This window comes from Cupriavidus sp. CP313 (genome assembly GCF_054072015.1).
Genome location: NZ_JBSVZB010000017.1, coordinates 103,733 through 121,064, shown reverse-complemented (window position 1 = coordinate 121,064; position 17,332 = coordinate 103,733). Strand labels below are relative to the sequence as shown.

The 17,332-nt window shown below is 67.2% G+C and carries 18 protein-coding genes; 3 read left to right on the top strand and 15 right to left on the bottom strand.

What is annotated here, in order from left to right; translation table 11 throughout:
* The first annotated feature begins 56 nt into the window (after positions 1-56).
* Together ACW4E8_RS22510 and alaC are read left to right on the top strand one after the other, a co-directional pair.
* A complete protein-coding gene (locus tag ACW4E8_RS22510) occupies positions 57-467 on the top strand; it encodes a hypothetical protein (RefSeq protein ID WP_456806570.1) in 411 nt (136 codons plus the stop codon).
* Between the two features lie 131 nt (positions 468-598).
* On the top strand, positions 599-1,825 hold the full coding sequence (alaC, locus tag ACW4E8_RS22505; protein WP_456806569.1) for an alanine transaminase: 1,227 nt from the start codon (positions 599-601) through the stop codon (positions 1,823-1,825).
* A 13-nt stretch (positions 1,826-1,838) separates the two neighbouring features.
* Here the strand turns inward: alaC and ACW4E8_RS22500 are convergent, their stop codons facing one another.
* Genes ACW4E8_RS22500 through ACW4E8_RS22475 form a run of 6 tightly spaced genes read right to left on the bottom strand, consistent with a single transcriptional unit; the run spans position 1,839 to position 8,080 of the window.
* Positions 1,839-2,510: a Crp/Fnr family transcriptional regulator gene (locus tag ACW4E8_RS22500; protein ID WP_456806568.1), complete on the bottom strand. Its 672-nt coding sequence runs from the start codon at positions 2,508-2,510 to the stop codon at positions 1,839-1,841.
* A gap of 14 nt (positions 2,511-2,524) precedes the next feature.
* Positions 2,525-3,658: an enoyl-CoA hydratase/isomerase family protein gene (locus tag ACW4E8_RS22495; RefSeq protein ID WP_456806567.1), complete on the bottom strand. Its 1,134-nt coding sequence runs from the start codon at positions 3,656-3,658 to the stop codon at positions 2,525-2,527.
* Positions 3,659-3,667: 9 nt separating this feature from the next.
* Positions 3,668-4,438 (bottom strand): enoyl-CoA hydratase, encoded by a 771-nt coding sequence (locus ACW4E8_RS22490; RefSeq protein WP_456806566.1) that lies wholly within the window; start codon positions 4,436-4,438, stop codon positions 3,668-3,670.
* Complete coding sequence (gene mmsB, locus ACW4E8_RS22485; RefSeq protein ID WP_456806565.1) at positions 4,435-5,340, bottom strand: 3-hydroxyisobutyrate dehydrogenase; 906 nt, start codon at positions 5,338-5,340, stop codon at positions 4,435-4,437. Before mmsB ends, ACW4E8_RS22490 begins: the two co-directional genes overlap by 4 nt.
* Positions 5,341-5,377: 37 nt before the next feature.
* Positions 5,378-6,901, bottom strand: coding sequence for a CoA-acylating methylmalonate-semialdehyde dehydrogenase (locus ACW4E8_RS22480; protein ID WP_456806564.1), 1,524 nt, complete (start codon positions 6,899-6,901; stop codon positions 5,378-5,380).
* Positions 6,902-6,946: 45 nt separating this feature from the next.
* The gene (locus tag ACW4E8_RS22475; protein ID WP_456806563.1) at positions 6,947-8,080 is read right to left on the bottom strand and encodes an acyl-CoA dehydrogenase family protein; all 1,134 of its coding nucleotides are present in this window, start codon (positions 8,078-8,080) and stop codon (positions 6,947-6,949) included.
* A gap of 151 nt (positions 8,081-8,231) precedes the next feature.
* On the opposite strand from ACW4E8_RS22475, the gene ACW4E8_RS22470 reads away from it, so the two are divergent.
* A complete protein-coding gene (locus tag ACW4E8_RS22470) occupies positions 8,232-9,245 on the top strand; it encodes an AraC family transcriptional regulator (protein ID WP_456806562.1) in 1,014 nt (337 codons plus the stop codon).
* A 10-nt stretch (positions 9,246-9,255) separates the two neighbouring features.
* On the opposite strand, the gene fghA is transcribed toward ACW4E8_RS22470, so the two are convergent.
* The 9 genes from fghA to ACW4E8_RS22425 form a co-directional block, all read right to left on the bottom strand.
* Positions 9,256-10,098, bottom strand: a complete 843-nt coding sequence (gene fghA, locus ACW4E8_RS22465) for an S-formylglutathione hydrolase (RefSeq protein WP_456806561.1) — start codon at positions 10,096-10,098, stop codon at positions 9,256-9,258.
* 13 nt (positions 10,099-10,111) lie between these two features.
* Positions 10,112-11,218: an S-(hydroxymethyl)glutathione dehydrogenase/class III alcohol dehydrogenase gene (locus ACW4E8_RS22460; RefSeq protein ID WP_010814124.1), complete on the bottom strand. Its 1,107-nt coding sequence runs from the start codon at positions 11,216-11,218 to the stop codon at positions 10,112-10,114.
* A 143-nt stretch (positions 11,219-11,361) separates the two neighbouring features.
* The gene (locus tag ACW4E8_RS22455; protein WP_456806560.1) at positions 11,362-12,747 is read right to left on the bottom strand and encodes an NTP/NDP exchange transporter; all 1,386 of its coding nucleotides are present in this window, start codon (positions 12,745-12,747) and stop codon (positions 11,362-11,364) included.
* Between the two features lie 12 nt (positions 12,748-12,759).
* Positions 12,760-13,677 carry an aldo/keto reductase gene (locus ACW4E8_RS22450; protein WP_456806559.1) on the bottom strand — a complete coding sequence of 306 codons (918 nt, stop codon included), beginning with the start codon at positions 13,675-13,677 and terminating at the stop codon, positions 12,760-12,762.
* A gap of 270 nt (positions 13,678-13,947) precedes the next feature.
* Entirely contained in the window at positions 13,948-14,328 is a 381-nt protein-coding gene (locus ACW4E8_RS22445; protein WP_456806558.1) for a type II toxin-antitoxin system VapC family toxin, read from the bottom strand.
* The gene (locus ACW4E8_RS22440; RefSeq protein WP_010814136.1) at positions 14,325-14,531 is read right to left on the bottom strand and encodes a type II toxin-antitoxin system VapB family antitoxin; all 207 of its coding nucleotides are present in this window, start codon (positions 14,529-14,531) and stop codon (positions 14,325-14,327) included. Before ACW4E8_RS22440 ends, ACW4E8_RS22445 begins: the two co-directional genes overlap by 4 nt.
* Before the next feature lie 110 nt (positions 14,532-14,641).
* Positions 14,642-14,827 (bottom strand): hypothetical protein, encoded by a 186-nt coding sequence (locus ACW4E8_RS22435; RefSeq protein ID WP_456806557.1) that lies wholly within the window; start codon positions 14,825-14,827, stop codon positions 14,642-14,644.
* Positions 14,828-15,324: 497 nt separating this feature from the next.
* The gene (locus tag ACW4E8_RS22430) at positions 15,325-16,686 is read right to left on the bottom strand and encodes a GntP family permease (RefSeq protein WP_456806556.1); all 1,362 of its coding nucleotides are present in this window, start codon (positions 16,684-16,686) and stop codon (positions 15,325-15,327) included.
* 206 nt (positions 16,687-16,892) lie between these two features.
* Positions 16,893-17,285, bottom strand: coding sequence for a RidA family protein (locus ACW4E8_RS22425; protein ID WP_012355941.1), 393 nt, complete (start codon positions 17,283-17,285; stop codon positions 16,893-16,895).
* Between the last annotated feature and the right edge of the window lie 47 nt (positions 17,286-17,332).

The following is a 17,332-nucleotide window of genomic DNA, read 5'->3' as shown; positions in this document are numbered from 1 at the left end:
AGCGGGCAGGGTGCCGGTAAGATAGCGCCATCGCCATCCGCCAGGGAGACCCTGCCGTGCAGCCTTCGTCCATCTTTCGCCGCTTCACGATCAGCCGGCGCTTCGCGCTGGCCTCCGCCTGCGTAGCGTTGCTGGTGGCTTGTGCTCCGGACTCCGTGCGCAATATCCAGGCCAAGGGCTTTAATGCCTATCTTGATTCGCTGCAGACCGCTTGCCCCAACATGATCGTTGGCTCCAGCAATATCAGCGACTGGCTGCGCACCAGTGGCAGCAGGGGCGACGACAACTACGTCTACTGGCTGGACCAGACCTCGCGGCTCTACTACCAGCGCATCTCGCCGGCACAGTATCGCGATTCGGTCAGCGCGGCGCTTGGCGGCAAGTCCGATTCGCGCGCGCTGGACTGCATCGTGCGCAACCTGCCGGCGGAGCGGCCGACGCGACCGCCGGGCGGCAAGCTGCTTTGATCTGTTGCATGCGGGTTTACATGGTCGTTGTGCATTCGCCGCATCCCCGCTAACATGAGTCCCGGCAGCTGAGACAACGGCTGCCGACGTCGCTCGGACGGTTCCGGGCGCTTACGTAAAGGACTCCCTACATGACTGCCGCCTCTGGCAAGCGCCGCTTTGCGCGCATCGATCGCCTTCCCCCGTACGTTTTCAATATCACCGCCGAGCTGAAGATGGCCGCCCGCCGCCGTGGCGAGGACATCATCGACATGAGCATGGGCAACCCCGATGGCGCCACGCCGGCGCATATCGTGGCCAAGCTCACGGAAGCGGCGCAGCGGCCTGATACGCACGGCTACTCGGCCTCCAAGGGCATCCCGCGGCTGCGCCGCGCGATCGCGCACTGGTACCGCGAACGCTATGACGTCGAGATCGATCCGGATACCGAGGCCATCGTCACCATCGGTTCCAAGGAAGGCCTGGCGCACCTGATGCTGGCCACGCTGGACCGCGGCGACACGGTGCTGGTGCCCGATCCCAGCTACCCCATCCATATCTACGGCGCGGTCATTGCCGGCGCGGATATCCGCTCAGTGCCGCTGGTGCCGGGCATCGATTTCTTTGCCGAGCTGGAGCGCGCCATCCGCGGCAGCTATCCCAAGCCGAAGATGATCGTGCTGGGCTTTCCGTCCAACCCCACCGCGCAATGCGTGGAGCTGGACTTCTTCGAGCGCGTCATTGCGCTGGCACGCAAGCACGATATCTTCGTGGTGCACGACCTGGCCTATGCCGATATCGTCTTCGATGGCTGGAAGGCGCCGTCGATCATGCAGGTGCCGGGCGCCAAGGACATCGCGGTGGAGTTCTTCACGTTGTCCAAGAGCTACAACATGGCGGGCTGGCGCGTGGGCTTCATGGTGGGCAACCCGGACCTGGTGGCGGCGCTGACGCGCATCAAGAGCTATCACGACTACGGCACCTTCACGCCGCTGCAGATCGCGGCCATTGCCGCGCTGGAGGGCGACCAGCAATGCGTCAGCGAGATCGCCGCGCAGTACCAGTCGCGCCGCGACGTGCTGGCGCGCGGGCTGATCGAAGCGGGCTGGCCGGTGGAGATCCCGAAGGCGTCGATGTATATCTGGGCGCGGATTCCCGAGCCGTACCGCGCGCTGGGCTCGCTGGAATTCTCCAAGCAGCTGTTGGCCAAGGCCAAGGTATCGGTCTCGCCGGGCATCGGCTTTGGCGACTATGGCGACGACTATGTGCGCTTTGCCCTGATCGAGAACGAATCGCGCATCCGGCAGGCGGTGCGGGGCATCAAGGCGATGTTCCGGGCGGACGGGCTGGTCAAGCCGCAGTCGGCCGCGCAGGCATGAACGTGCGCTGCGCTCAGTAGCGGCGCAGCGCCTCCAGGTCGAGCACATGTACCACGCCGTGCTCGACCGCCAGCAAGCCTTCACCCTCCAGCACCCCTAGTGCAGCATTGGCGCGCTGGCGCGAGATGCCGGCCAGCAGGCCGACTTCTTCCTGCGTCAGGTGCAGGCTCACGTTCTCGCTGTCCAGCGGACACAGCACTGGATGGAACAGCGTAGCCAGCGCCCGCGCCACGCGTCCTTCGATGCCGTGCAGCCGCTCATGCTCCACGGTAGCGATAAACAAGCCCAGCCGTTCATTGAGCTGGTCGAGCAGATAGCGGTTGAAGGGCAGGCTGGTCTCCTGCAGCCAGCGGAAGGTCGCCGCCGGCATGCAGGCGATGCGTGAATCGCGCAGGGCCACCACGTCATAGCGCAGCGCTTCGCGCTTGAGCAGGGAGCCTTCGCCAAGCCAGCCCCCTGCCGGTACACCGGTCAGGGTGGCGCGCTTGCCCGAGGGCGAGGCGGAATGCACCTTGACCAGGCCTTGTGCGATGCCAAGCCAGCTGTCGGCCAGATCGCCCTTGCGGCTGACATAAGCGCCTTGTGGCACCGCACGTTCACGCAGTTCGGCGCGCACGCGCTGGCGTTGCTCCGGGGTCAGTGCTGCCGCCCAGGGGCTGCGCGCCAGCAGCGCGTCGAGGCTCACAATGGCGCATCCGCTCAGGCGGGCAGGACGAGGGGCAGCGGCTGTTCGCCCGGTGCCCACCACGGCCGGAACAGCGCCTGCACGGCGGTGTCATCGACGGCGTCATAGCTGGTGATGCGCCAGTTCGGCGTGTTGTCCTTGTCGACGATCAGCGCGCGCACGCCTTCGATGAAATCCCCCTGCGAGAATGTGTTGACCACCACCGCCAGTTCCATGCGGAAGCAGTCGGCCAGGTCCATGCGGCGGCCGCGCAGCAGCAGTTCGCGCGTGGCGCAGGTGGACAGCGGCGAACGGGTGCGCAGCACGTCGATGGTGCGGGTGGCCCAGGCGGTGTAGGCCGGGCCGTCCTGGCAAGCCAGTCCGGCCAGGATCTCGGGCAGCGTTGCATGCGCGGGGAAATGCCGCAGCAAGGCTGGCAGCACTTGCAGCAGCGGCGCGTCGGCGGCGCTGGCGACGTGCTCGCGCACCAGCGCATGGCGCAGGTCTGACAGCGCGTCATCGCCCCAGGCGATGCCGGCGAGGGTCTGCTCCAGGCCGGCCAGCGTGGCGCTGTCGACCGCGGCATCGGCCAGCCCGCACAGCAGGGCATCGGCCGCGCCGATGGTGACCCCGGTCAGCCCCAGATACAGGGCCAGCTGCACCGGCAGCTTCGACAGGAAATGGCTGGCGCCTACGTCCGGCACCAGGCCAATGCCGGTCTCCGGCATGGCCACGCGCGAGCGCTCGGTGACGATGCGCAGGTGCGCGGCTTGCGCCAGGCCCATGCCGCCGCCCATGACAATGCCGTCCATCAGCGCCACCAGCGGCTTGGGATAGCGGTGCAGGCGGTAGTCCAGCGTGTATTCGTCGATAAAGAAGCGCTGGTGCAGCGGGGTGCCGTCGCGGTAGCTGTCGGTCAGCGCGCGGATATCGCCGCCGGCGCAGAAGGCCTTGGGGCCGGCGCCGCGCAGCACCACTGCACGGATGGAGTCATCCTGCGCCCAGGCTTCCATCTGCGCACCGAGCGCGACGATCATCGGGTACGACAGGGCATTGAGCTGGCGCGGCCGGTTCAGCGTGGCAATGCCGACACCGTTGACGACCTGGAACAGCACCTCCGGTTCGGCGGCATCCAGGTTGGCGGCCTTGGTCTCTTCAGTCAGGCGCATGGCGGGCTCCTAGGCGTTGCGCCATTGCGGCGTTCGTTTCTCGAGGAAGGCGTTGACACCTTCGCGCTGGTCGGCATCGTCGAAGAGGTCGACAAAGCGCTCACGCTCCAGCGCCAGCGCAGCCTGGCGCGGCACGCCCTGGCGCGCCAGGTGCACCAGCCGCTTGCTGTGGGCGGCGGCGCGCGGGCTGACATTGCCGGCGCGCTGCGCCATCGCCAGCGCCGTGGCTAGCGCCTGGCCGCGCGGCACGACTTCTTCCACCAGCCCGATGCGCAGCGCCGTGGCGGCATCCACGCGCTCGTTGGTCAGGATCATGCGCTTGGCCCAGCCTTCGCCTACCAGCCACGGCAGCGTCTGCGTGCCGCAACCGCACGGCAGCAGGCCGACGGCGGCTTCGGGCAGGGCCATCTGCGCCTGTTCCTCGGCGATGCGGATATCGCACGCCAGGGCGCATTCCAGCCCGCCGCCCATGGCATAGCCGTTGATCGCGGCGATCACCACGGGCCGCGCGTTCTGCAGGGCTTCAAAGGCGCTGCCGAACTGCTGCGCCATCACGCGGGCATGGGCGCGGTCGCCCTCGGCAAAGCCGTTCAGGTCGGCGCCGGCGCTGAAGAACTTCTCGCCGGCACCGGTGACCACCACGGCGCGCACTTCGGGGTTCGCGTCGATCCTTGCCACCAGCTCGCGCAGCTGCTGCAAGCCTTCTGCAGTGAAGGCGTTGGCGGGCGGGCGGCTCAGCGTCAGCGTGGCGACGTGGCCTTGCAGGGCGAACTCGATCATTGCTTGCCCTCCTTGTCGGCGGCGGCCAGGTACTGGCGGATCACGCCGGAGAAGTCGAGCTGGCCGTCGCCGGCATGGCTCACGGCCTGGTAGACCTGTTGCGCCAGCGCGCCCAGGAACAGCGGCTGCTTCACGCTGCGCGCGGCGTCGTTGGCCAGGCCCAGGTCCTTGAGCATCAGGTCGGCGCCAAAGCCGCCGGTGTAGCCGCGCCCGGCCGGCGCGGTCTCGATCACGCCGGGCCAGGGGTTGCAGGTGTCCGAGGCCCAGCAGCGGCCGGTGGAGGTATTGACGATGCCGGCCAGCACGTTGGCGTCGATGCCGAGCTTGACGCCCAGCGCCATCGCCTCGGATACGCCGATCATGGAGATGCCGAGGATCAGGTTGTTGCAGATCTTGGCAACCTGGCCGGTGCCGGTGCCGCCGCAGTGGACCAGGTTGCGCCCCATGCCGGCCAGCACCGGGCGCACCTGGCCGAACAGCGCTTCGGTGGCGCCGACCATGAAAGTCAGCGTGCCGGCCTGCGCGCCGACAGTGCCGCCGGAGACCGGTGCATCGGCCAGCGCATTGCCGTGCGCCTCGGCGGCAGCGGCCAGTTCGCGCACGGTGGCGGGGTCGATGGTGCTGGAGTCCACCAGCGGCACGCCCGGGCGCACGCCGGCCAGCACGCCTTCCGGGCCCAGGTAGGCGCTGCGCACATGGGCGGCGGCGGGCAGCATGGTGATGACAAAGTCCGCTTCGGCCACCGCCTTGCGGGCGGAATCCGCGGTGGCCGCGCCCTCGGCGCACAGTGACGCCACCGCCGCGGCGTTGAGGTCGAATACGGTCAGCGTATGGCCGGCCTTGAGCAGGTTGCGCGCCATGGGCGCGCCCATGTTGCCGAGGCCGATGAAGGCGATATGCATGGGGTCTCCTTCCGTGTCGTTCTTGAATGCCGCCCGATTACTTCAGGCTGATGGTGGTGTTCACCCCATCGTTGACCGTCGCGTCGTCAAACCACCGCGCCGTCACCGTCTTGGTCTGCGTATAGAACTGCACCACCTGCTTGCCATACGGACCCAGGTCGCCCAGCTTGGAGCCACGCGATCCGGTGAAGCTGAAGTAGGGCACGGGCACCGGGATGGGGATGTTGATGCCGACCTGGCCCACGTCGATCTCGCTCTGGAACTTGCGCGCCGCGGCGCCGCTCTGCGTGAACACGCCGGTGCCGTTGCCGAACGGGTTGCGGTTGACGAGGGCGATGGCCTCGTCCAGCGTATCGACGCCGATCACCACCAGCACCGGCCCGAAGATCTCCTCGGTGTAGATCGACATGTCGGTCCGGACATCGGTAAAGATGGTCGGGCCGATGAAGTTGCCCTGCGGGTAGCCCGGCACTTCCACGCCGCGGCCATCCAGCACCAGCGTCGCGCCTTCGCGCTCGCCGGCGGCGATGAGGCCGAGGACCCGTTCCTTTGCCGCCACCGATACCACGGGGCCGACATCGGTGCCAGCCTCGGCGCCGGCGCCGACTTTCAGGGTCTTGGCGCGTTCGACCAGGTCGGGCCCCCAGTCGCGTGCCGCCCCCACCAGCACGACCACCGAGGTGGCCATGCAACGCTGGCCGGCCGCGCCGAAGCCTGCACCGGCCAGCGCGTTCAGCGTCTGGTCCTTGTGCGCATCAGGCAGTACGACAGCATGGTTCTTGGCGCCCATCATCGACTGCACGCGCTTGCCGTGCGCGCCGGCGAGGTTATAGACGTGGGTGCCCACGGCGGTCGAGCCCACGAACGACACGGCCTTGATGTCCGGGTGCGTGCACAGCGCGTCGACCACGTCCTTGGCGCCGTGCACCACGTTCAGCACGCCTGGCGGCACGCCGGCTTCCAGCGCCAGCTTGACCAGCTCCACGGTGGACAGCGGGTCCTGCTCCGACGGCTTGAGCACGAAGGTATTGCCGCACACGATCGCCATCGGGAACATCCACAGCGGGATCATCGCCGGGAAGTTGAACGGCGTGATACCCGCGCAGACGCCGATCGGCTGCTGCAGCGTGTAGGTGTCGACGGTGGCGGCCACGTTCTCGGCAAAACCGCCTTGCTGCAGGGTGCCGATCGAACAGGCGTGTTCCACCACCTCCAGGCCGCGGAAGATGTCGCCCTCGGCATCGGCCAGGGTCTTGCCCTGCTCGGCGGTCAGGATGGCGGCGATACGCTTGCTGTGCTCGCGGATCAGTGCCTGGAAGCGCAGCATGACGCGCAGCCGTGCGCCGATGGGCGTGTGGCGCCACGTGGCAAAGGCGCGGTGCGCGGCGCCCACGGCAGCGGCGACCTCGCTTGCGGTGGCCAGCGGCACGCGTGCCAGCACCTCCTGCGTGGCGGGATTGACCACGTTGCGGAATTCGGTGGCGGATGAATCCACCCATTCGCCGTTGATCAGCAGCGGCACGGTCGGCACGGCAATGTCGGTCTTGGGCACGGCACTCATGGTTGTCTCCGGAAGGTCTGGTTCTGTTGGCAAGGGATGGTGGGACTACAGGCTGCGCGCGATCAGCATGCGCTGGATCTCGCTGGTGCCTTCGTAGATCTGGGTGATGCGGGCGTCGCGGTAGTGGCGCTCGACCGGGTAGTCTTCGAGATAGCCGTAGCCGCCGTGGATCTGCAGCGCCTTGGAGCACACGCGCTCGGCCAGTTCCGACGCATACAGCTTGGCCTGCGAGGCTTCGGACAGGCACGGCACGCCTTCGCTGCGCATGCGCGCGGCGCGGTGCACCAGCAGGCGCGCGGCGTTCAGCTCGGTGGCCATGTCGGCCAGCATGTTGGCGATGGGCGGGTGTTCGCGCAGGGCGCGGCCGAACTGTATGCGTTCCGATGCATAGCGACGTGCGGCCTCGAAGGCCGAGCGCGCAATGCCGATTGCCTGCGCGGCGATGCCGATGCGTCCGCCTTCCAGGTTGGACAGCGCGATGCGCAGGCCCTCGCCTGGCTCGCCGAGCAGTGCATCGTGCGGTACCGTGCAGTCTTCCAGCGTGATCGCGCAGGTGTCCGAGGCGCGGATGCCGAGCTTCTTCTCCGGAGCGTGGACGATAAAGCCAGGCGTGTCAGTCGGCACCAGGAAGGCCGAGATACCTTTCTTGCCACGCTCGGGCTCGGTCGAGGCGAACACCACCGCCACACCGGCGCGCTGGCCGTTGGTGACGAACTGCTTGCTGCCGTTGAGCACCCAGCCGTTATCGGTGAAGCGCGCGCGCGTGCGCAGGTTGTGCGCCTCGGAGCCGGCCTGCGGCTCGGTCAGGCAGAACGCGCCGATCAGCTCGCCGCTGGCCAGCCGCGCCAGGTAGCGTTCTTTCTGCGCATCGGTGCCATAGTGCAGGACCGGCCCGCAGCCGACCGAGTTGTGCACGCTCATCATGGTGGCGCAGGCGGCGCAGCCGGCGGCGATTTCTTCGATGGCCAGCGCATAGGCAACGTAGTCGGTATAGGTGCCGCCCCATTCCTCGGGCACGATCATGCCCAATAGCCCCAGCGCGCCCATTTCGGCGACGACCTCGTCGGGCAGGCGGCCGTCGCGGTCCCATTGCGCGGCGCCCACGGCCAGCCGTTCGCTGGCAAAGGCGCGCGCGCTGTCGCGGATCATGGTTTGCTCTTCGGTGTAGTCGCTGTGCATGGCAGGTAGGGGTGGGCGTTTGGAGCCGCGCTGCAAGTCAGGCAGAATGCGCGTCGGCGTTTGACCTGCGAGCAGTGTAGGAACGCCGGGGGCGGGCTCCTATGCCAAAATCCGCCAATCTTCGTGAACTCGTTTGCCACCCGCCAGCGCCATGGAAAAAGGCAGTGTCGCCATCTGTTTCGTCCACCACGCCATTGGGGGGCTGCGCGCGCGCGGCGTCGACCCCGATCCGGTGCTGCGCGGCGCCGGCATTGCGCCGGCGCTGCTGGCGGTGCCGCAGTCACGCGTCTCGGCCGCCAGCTACAGCGAGCTGTGGATGGCCGTGGCGGCGGCGCTGGACGATGAATTCTTCGGGCAGGATTCGCGCAGCATGAAATGCGGCAGCTTTGCCATGCTGTGCCACGCGGTGGCCGGCAGCCGCACCCTGGGGCAGGGGCTGGAGCGCATCACGCGGTACTTCCGGCTGCTGCTGGACGACATCGGCGTGCGGCTGGAGCGCCACGGCGATGAGGCCGCGCTGGTGCTGACCGCGCCCTGCGCGCACCTGGGGCGGCAGCCCGGCGTGTTTGCCAAGGAAACCATGCTGATCATGCTGCATGGCCTGATGAGCTGGCTGCTGCGGCGGCGCGTGCCGGTGCGGCTGGCGGCCTTCGACTACGACGAGCCGCCGTACAGTGCGGAATACCGCGTCATGTATTCGCGCCAGCTGGCGTTCGGGCAGCCGGCCACGGCGCTGGTCTTCGACGCGGCACTGCTGGAGCAGCCGGTGCGCCAGGACGAGCGCAGCCTGAAGGCCTTCCTGCGCGATGCGCCGCACAACGTGGTGGTGAAGTACTCCGACCGCGCCAGCGTGGGCGCGCGCGTGCGCAGGCTGCTGCGCAACCAGCGTCCGGATCAATGGCCCACCTTTGAAGACCTGGCGATCAGCCTGAACCTGTCCGCATCATCGCTGCGGCGCCGGCTGATGGAGGAGGGTGTCAGCTACCAGGACCTGAAGGATGCGCTGCGGCGCGATCTTGCCATCGAGGCGCTCAGCCATTCCGGCCGCCCGGTGGCGGATATCGCGGCTGAGCTCGGCTTTGCCGAGCCGGGCGCATTCCACCGGGCGTTCCGGCGCTGGACCGGATCGCGCCCGGGGGCTTACCGCCGGGTGGCGGAAGGTTGATGGGGCGCGTCTACAGCTGCGCCGCGTGGTGGCGGATGTGATCGGCGATAAAGCTGGTGATGAAGTAGTAGCCGTGGTCGTAGCCGCTATGCCGGCGCAGCGTCAGCGGCTGGCCGACGGCCTGGCAGGCTGCCACGAATGCTTCCGGATGCAGCTGGCTTTGCAGGAACTGGTCGTCCAGACCCTGGTCGACCAGGATGCCAGCCGGGAAGGGCGCGCCCTGCTGGCGTGCCATCAGCTCGCTGGCGTCATATTCGGCCCACACGGCGCGGTCGCTGCCCAGGTAGCCGGTAAAAGCCTTCTCACCCCACGGGCAGCGCGACGGCGCGGCGATCGGCGCAAACGCCGACACCGAGCGGAAGCGCTGCGGATGGCGCTGTGCCAGCACCAGCGCGCCGTGCCCGCCCATGGAATGCCCGAAGATGCCGACGCGGCTGGCATCGCCCGGCAACGCGGTGGTGACCAGCCCGAACAGCTCGTCGGCCACGTAGCTTTCCATGCGCCAGTACTCCTGCCACGGCGCCTCGGTGGCATCGACATAGAACCCGGCACCCACGCCGAAGTCCCAGGCATCGGCCTCGCCCGGCAGGCCCGCGCCGCGCGGGCTGGTATCGGGCGCCACCAGCATCAGGCCGTGCTCGGCGGCAAAGCGCTGCGCACCGGCCTTGACCATGAAGGTTTCCTCGGTGCAGGTCAGGCCGGCCAGGTAGAACAGCACCGGCACCCTGCCGCCTGCCTGCGCCTGCGGCGGCAGGTAGACCGAGAAACGCATCGGCAGCCCGATGGCCGCCGAGTCATGGCGATAGAAGCGCTGCACGCCGCCGTGGCAGCCGTGGTGCGAGATCAGTTCCATGTCGGCGCCGTCCTCAGTACAGCACCACGGAGCGGATCGACTCGCCGCGCTTCATCAGGTCGAAGCCCTCGTTGATGCGCTCCAGCGGCAGCGTGTGCGTGATCAGGTCGTCGATATTGAGCTTGCCTTCCATGTACCAGTCGACGATCCTGGGCACATCGGTGCGCCCGCGCGCGCCGCCGAAGGCCGAGCCCTTCCACTCACGCCCGGTCACCAGCTGGAACGGGCGCGTGGAGATCTCCGCGCCGGCCTCGGCCACGCCGATGATGATCGACTTGCCCCAGCCCTTGTGGCAGCACTCCAGCGCCTGGCGCATGACCTGCGTGTTGCCGATGCATTCGAACGAGTAGTCGGCACCGCCGTCGGTCAGCTGGATGATGTGGTCGACCACGTTCTCCACGTCCTTCGGGTTGATGAAGTGGGTCATGCCGAACTTGCGCGCCATGGCTTCGCGGCCAGGGTTCAGGTCCACGCCGATGATCTTGTCGGCGCCCACCATCTTGGCCGCCTGGATCACGTTCAGGCCGATGCCGCCCAGGCCAAACACCACCACATTGGCGCCGGCTTCCACCTTGGCGGTGAACAGCACCGCGCCCACGCCGGTGGTGACGCCGCAGCCGATGTAGCAGACCTTGTCGAACGGCGCATCCGGGCGGATCTTGGCCAGCGCGATCTCCGGCACCACGATGTGGTTGGCAAAGGTCGAGGTGCCCATGTAGTGGAAGATCGGCTTGCCATCGATCGAGAAGCGCGAGGTGCCGTCCGGCATCAGGCCCTTGCCCTGGGTGGCGCGGATCGCCTGGCACAGGTTGGTCTTGCGCGACAGGCAGAACTTGCACTGGCGGCATTCCGGCGTGTACAGGGGGATCACGTGGTCGCCAGGCTTGAGCGAGGTCACGCCCGGGCCGACGTCGGTGACGATGCCCGCGCCCTCATGGCCCAGGATTGCCGGGAAGATGCCTTCCGGGTCGGCGCCCGACAGGGTGTAGTAGTCGGTATGGCAGATGCCGGTGGCCTTGACTTCCACCAGCACTTCCCCGGCGCGCGGGCCGTCCAGGTCCACGTCTTCAATGGTCAGCGGGGCGCCGGCTTTCCAGGCGATGGCGGCTTTGGTTTTCATGGGGGAGTCCTCCGGGATCAGGAATGTGGGGGGGGCTTGCGGGCTGCGCGGCGAAGGCCGGCGCGGCGCGGGGGCAAGCCAGGTCCGAGGACGTGACTATACGATTTTCCTGTGGCAGAAGGCCAGCTTTGGCCGATCAGCGGTCAGCGTCTGAGGGGAGAAGGTTCAGCCGCATGGTTGGCGGCACGGCCGAGTCCGGCATCCGGCGGGCCAAGCTGCCCCTCATGCCGCCGCCCCAGCCACCACCCCAGTCCCGCCCATGCCAGCGCCAGCACAGCGCCTGCCAGTGCCACCGTAGCGGGATGGCCCGACAGCGCATCGATCCCCGTCTTGACCCACGCACTGACCGCATCGCCCGCACGGTAGACGGCGGTGTCGATCACGTTCTTGGCCTTGTACTTGGTCTCCGGATCGACCACGGTGAACAGCATCTCGCGCCCGGGGCGCAGCAGCGCGTATTCGCCCACGCGCCGCAGGATCATCACGCCGGCCAGCACGCCGAAGGTCGGCAGCATTGCCAGTACGAGGAAGCCGCAGGTCACCGCCAGCGGCACCGCGGTCAACAGCACCGTGACGCCATAGCGGCGCGCCATGCGGCCGGTGAAGAAGAGCTGGACCAGGATGGTCAGCGCCTGCACGGTAGCGTCCAGCGCGCTGAAGACCTGGGTCTGGCGGGTGCGTTCCGGGAAGGCCTCGGCCACCAGCCGTGCCTGCTCGAAATACAGGAAGGTGCTGGCCGTCGCCAGCAGGATCACGAACAGGCCGATGCCAAGTAGGTAGCGCGAACGCAGCAGCAGCGACAGCCCGGCCAGCAGCCCGCCGCCGATGGGGTTGGCCGGATCCTGTGCCGCGCCGGCCGGGGCTTCGCCCGGCTGCACCACGCCCGCGCCGGCGCGGCGGCGCCAGCCGAACAGCCAGCCCACGCCGGGCAGCGTTGCGGCCAGCAGCGCGGCCGACAGCAGCATCAGCCCGGTCAGGCCGATCTGCGGCACCAGCCAGCCGCCCAGCACGGGGCCGGTCAGCCCGCCCGCGCTGGCGCCGGCGGCCAGCAGTGCGAACAGACGGCGCGCCTGCTCGGGGCGGAACACATCTGCCATCAGGCTCCATGCCACCGATACCACAAACAGGTTGAACACCGACAGCCAGACATAGAACACGCGCGCCAGCCAGACGTTGTCAGGCAGGACACGCGTGGCCAGCGCAAAGCCCAGCAGGTTGGCGATAAAGAAGGCGTACACCCAGGGCACGAAGCGGCGCCGCGGCAGCCACGCGCAGACCGCACCGTACAGCGGAATCGCGGCCAGCATCACGACAAAGGTGGCGGTGAACAGCCACTGCAGGTTCTTCACGCCGCCGGCAATGCCCATGGTCTCGCGCACGGGCCGCAGCATGAAATAGCTGGCGAACAGGCAGAAGAAGAACAGGAAGCCGGCCACCACGGCGCCGCCCTCGCCAGGGCGGATGCCGAACCCGCGCCGCAGCCGGGCCAGGCTGCCGCTGGCTGGTGGGTCGCGGGCGGGATCGTCCACGATCGATACGGCTCAGCGCAGCAGCGCGGCGATGCGCTCGCGCTGGCCGGGATCGGGCATGCGGCCCAGTCCGGCGCCGAGGTTGTCGGCCATGTTGCGCGGCTTGGAGGTGGCCGGGATCGCCGCGGTCACGGCGGGATGGCTGACGATGAACTTCAGGAACAGCTGGGCCCACGAGCCGCAGTCGATATCGCCAGCCCACGGCGGCAGCGGGCGGTCCTTGACGACGCGGAACAGGCGCCCGTCCTGGAATGGCCGGTTGACCAGCACCGCCACCCCACGCGCTTCGCACAGCGGCAGCAGCGTACGCTCGGCATTGCGCTCGGCCACTGAGTAGTTGATCTGGACAAAGTCCACGCGCTCGCTGCGCACGATCTTCTCCAGTGCCTCGTGCGCGTCCTCGCGGTAGTGGGTGATGCCCAGGTAGCGGATGCGGCCTTGTTCCTTCAGCTCGCGCAGCCAGCGCAGGTTGGCCTGCCAGTCGATCAGGTTGTGTATCTGCAGCAGGTCGATCTTGTCCACGTGCAGGTCGGCCAGCGAACGCGCCCATTGCGCCTGCGCGGGCGCGCCGGACTGGGCCGAGATCTTGGTGGCCAGGAACACCCGGCTGCGCGCATTGGCCGCGCGCAGCAGGTCGCCGGTCACGGCTTCGGCGCTGCCGTAGCTGGGCGCGGTGTCGACGACCGAGCCTTCGCTCTGCAGCAGCAGGCCCATCACCTCCGCCAGCGGCTTGCGTTCGTCAGCACCGGTGCCGACGTTGAAGGTGTCGGCGGTGCCCATACCGACCACGGGCAGGGCTTCGGTCGTGCCCGGGATATTGCGGCGCAATGGGGCGGCGACGGTGGCGGCATGGGCCGGCAGCACAGGGCCGAGGCCGGTAGCGGCCAGCCCGGCGGCCAGGCTGAGGAAGGAGCGGCGGTCGATCGACATGGGGTGGTTCCCGGCAAGTCACTGACTGGTTGACCTTAGGAGGTGGGCGGACCCTTGTAAACCGTTGCGTTGATCAGTTGCGCGGCCGGTGGTGCATACATCGGACAGCGCTGAGTTGCTGGCAGACAAGGCGCGGCTGGATGCGCTGGTGAGTGTGGGCGGGGTGTGACGTGGCCAAAAACCGTCGCGAACCTGGCGCAGATTAACCTGCCGGTCGCTTTCAGCGGCCAGTGCCTCGTTGCTGAATAGAGTCGCGGCGCTTCACGTGACCTAGTGAAGCCTGGGGCGATGCGCCACACGAAAACGCACTGACAAGTCGTTGAGACGCTGGTCCAGTGTCCATAGCCGTGCGCCTGGCGTGATCAAAGTGGAAGCCAGCAATGAGACATCCACCAGGCCGCAACCCAGTCCATGCAATTTCTCGTGCTCGATGAACGCCATTACCTCTGCCAGGCTCGCCTGCCTTGCGGGCTGCAACAGCCCGATGTCACCGAGTGTCCGCGCACGCGGTGCCGGGGGCGTCCCGCAGGCTAGTTCAACCAGGACCATGGGGTGGGTCAGTGCTTGATCCGACACGATCAAACTGACCAGTGCGTCATTGCGGTTCTTGAAATGATCCACCCACACAGAGGTGTCGACGAGCACGCTCATTTCGATTCGGGTTCCATGCGGCTACGTGGCACATCTTCCATGTCGGGAGCGGTGCCACCCAGCGCCGCGAGGCGCTTGGCTGCTTGCACCCGCACGAAAGTCTTGATTGCCTCACGAAAAAGATCAGATTTGTCCATGCCAGGGTCGGCTATCTCTAGTGCTTGTTCATAAAGGGCGTCGTCGATAGTGACGGTCGTGCGCACAGCATGCTCCTTGCCTCAGATTTGATGTCATAGTGCATCAAAAAAAGCATCTAGGCAAGGTTGCCCGCAGGATAGTGTGACGGTGACTGCCCCGTCACATCAACGAGCCGCTACAGCATCCGCTCCCGTTCGGACAGCAGTCCATCAAGCTGCGCCTTCACCATGCCAAGCAGGCAAAGCGCGCTGAAGCAGCCTTCCGAGCGTTCGCTTTCGTGATCCAGAAGTACGAGAACTCCGTCAATACCAGCGCGAACCTGCTGCAGGCATTCGTTAGTCATTTCATCGATCGTCGTCATTGATTCCTCACAAGTGAGTGCGCGCCACTCCTTTCCACGTGAGGGCGGCGGGCCAGTCAACGAGGGTGGAAAGACCGGTCTGACGAGGGGAACCGGCCAGCCTTGCGGCTGCCTCGCTTGGCCCGCCATGGAACCATGCGAGCGCACAGGCGTTGCATGCTGCAAGCGCAACGCCTGTCCTCGTCAGACATCCGGGCTTTCCACACCCGATCATCGGTGATCCGATGACGCGACCAGTATTTGCTGTCGGTGCCGGGGAATCGATGAGAGATGTCGCATTTCCAGGGGCGGGCGAAGTTTGAATCCATGCAGTGGATCCAGAAATCGCTGACTCTTGAAAATGCGCGTGCAGCTTTCGTAGACCGCGCCCATGCCGTCGAAGGCAGCCACGGCCATGAAGCTGGGACGGCCGGCGCAGGCAAGCCAATCCCGGTTGATACCGGGGCCTGCCGGGGCCGCCCGGCGCGCCCCCGGGGCGGGGGCGCGGGGGGTAACGCTCAGATCAGCGTGGCCAGGCCCAGCGTCAGCAGCAGTGCCACGACGGAGATGATGGTTTCGCAGACCGACCAGGTCTGGAAGGTCTGGGTCACGGTCATGTTGAAGTACTCCTTGACCAGCCAGAAGCCGCCGTCGTTCACGTGCGACAGGATCAGCGAGCCGGCGCCGGTGGTCAGCACCAGCAGCTCCGGGCGGGTGCCCGGCACGCTGGCGGCGATCGGCGCGACGATGCCCGCGGCGGTGGTCATGGCCACCGTGGCCGAGCCCGTGGCGATGCGGATCATCACCGCCACCAGCCAGCCCAGCACCAGCACCGACACGTTGGCGCCGGTGGCAACATCGACGATGGCGTTGGAGATGCCCGAGTCGCGCAGGATGCGGCCAAAGCCGCCGCCGGCACCGACCACTAGCGTGATGATGGCGGTGGGCGCCACGCACTCGTTGGTGAACTTGAGGATGGACTCGCGGTTGAAGCCGCGCGCCTTGCCGAAGGTGTAGAAGCTCACCAGCGCGGCAATCAGCAGCGCCATCACCGAGTTGCCGATCAGCTTCAGGAAGTCGTTGGCAAAGGTCTTGGGCGTGGTGAACACGTCGGCCCAGCTGCCGATCAGCATCAGGATCACGGGCAGCAGGATGGTGAACACCGTGATGCCGAAGCCCGGCAACTCATGCGATGCCTTGACGCGCTCATCCTCTTCGGTGAACTGGTCCGCCAGCGGGTTGACCTCGGGCAGCTTGACGTAGCGGTCCATCAGCTTGGCGAACAGCGGGCCAGCGAGGGCTGCCGTGGGAATGCCAACGATCAGCGCGTACATGATGGTCTTGCCGATGTCGGCGCCATAGGCGGTCACCGCCAGCAGCGCGGCCGGGTGCGGCGGGATCAGGCCGTGCACCACGGACAGGCCGGCCACCATCGGGATGCCAACCAGCACCATCGACGTGCCGGTGCGCTTGGCCACGTTGAAGGCGATCGGCACCAGCAGCACGAAGCCCACCTCAAAGAACACCGGCAGGCCGACGATAAAGGCGATGGTGGCCATCGCCCAATGCACGTTCTTCGCGCCGAAGAAATCGATCAGTGTGTTCGCGATGCGCTCGGCGCCGCCGGATTCGGCCATCATCTTGCCGAGCATGGTGCCGAGACCGACCACCAGCGCGATATGGCCCAGCGTGCCGCCGACACCGGCTTCAAAGGACTTGACGATGTCGCCCATCGGCATGCCCACGGCAAAACCGAGCAGCACCGAAACGACCACCAGGGTAATGAAGGGGTTGAGCTTGAAGCGCGCGATCAGCACCACCAGTGCGATCACTGCGATCAGCGCATACACCAAGAGCGTGGTTCCGGTGACGGCACCCATATTGTCTCCTTGTGTGAAAAAAAGGCCGCTTGTGGCGGCAGGGGTTAGTTTTTTGGTTTTCTCCCCTCTCCCGCTTGCGGGAGAGGGGTTGGGGGAGAGGGCGGGCGGTTCGTCTGGCGCTGTCGCACCCGGATGCTCCGGCCCTCTCCCCCGGCCCCTCTCCCATTTCATGGGAGAGGGGAGAACACAGTCAGCAGGCGATCGGCTCAGGCCGCCGGCTTCTTGTAGGCGATGCAGTCCACTTCGACCTTGCAGTCCACCACCATGCTCGACTGCACGCAGGCGCGTGCGGGCGGGTTGGCGCCGAAGTATTCCTTGAAGATCTTGTTGAACGAGGCGAAGTCGCGGGTGTCGTCCAGCCATACGCCGCAGCGCACGACGTGCTCGGGGCCGTAGCCGGCCTCGGCCAGGATGGCCAGCACGTTCTTGATGGCCTGGTGGGTCTGGGGCACGATGCCGCCGTCGATGACCTCGCCGTTGACCATCGGCACCTGGCCGGAGACGTAGAGCCAGCCGTCGGCCGCGACCGCGCGGGCAAAGGGCATGTGTTGGCCGCCGGTACCGGTGCCGCCTTCGACGCCGAATCGTTTGATGTCCATGGGTACTCCTGGGATGTGTTGGATATGGGAAGGAAGAGGGCAGCGCG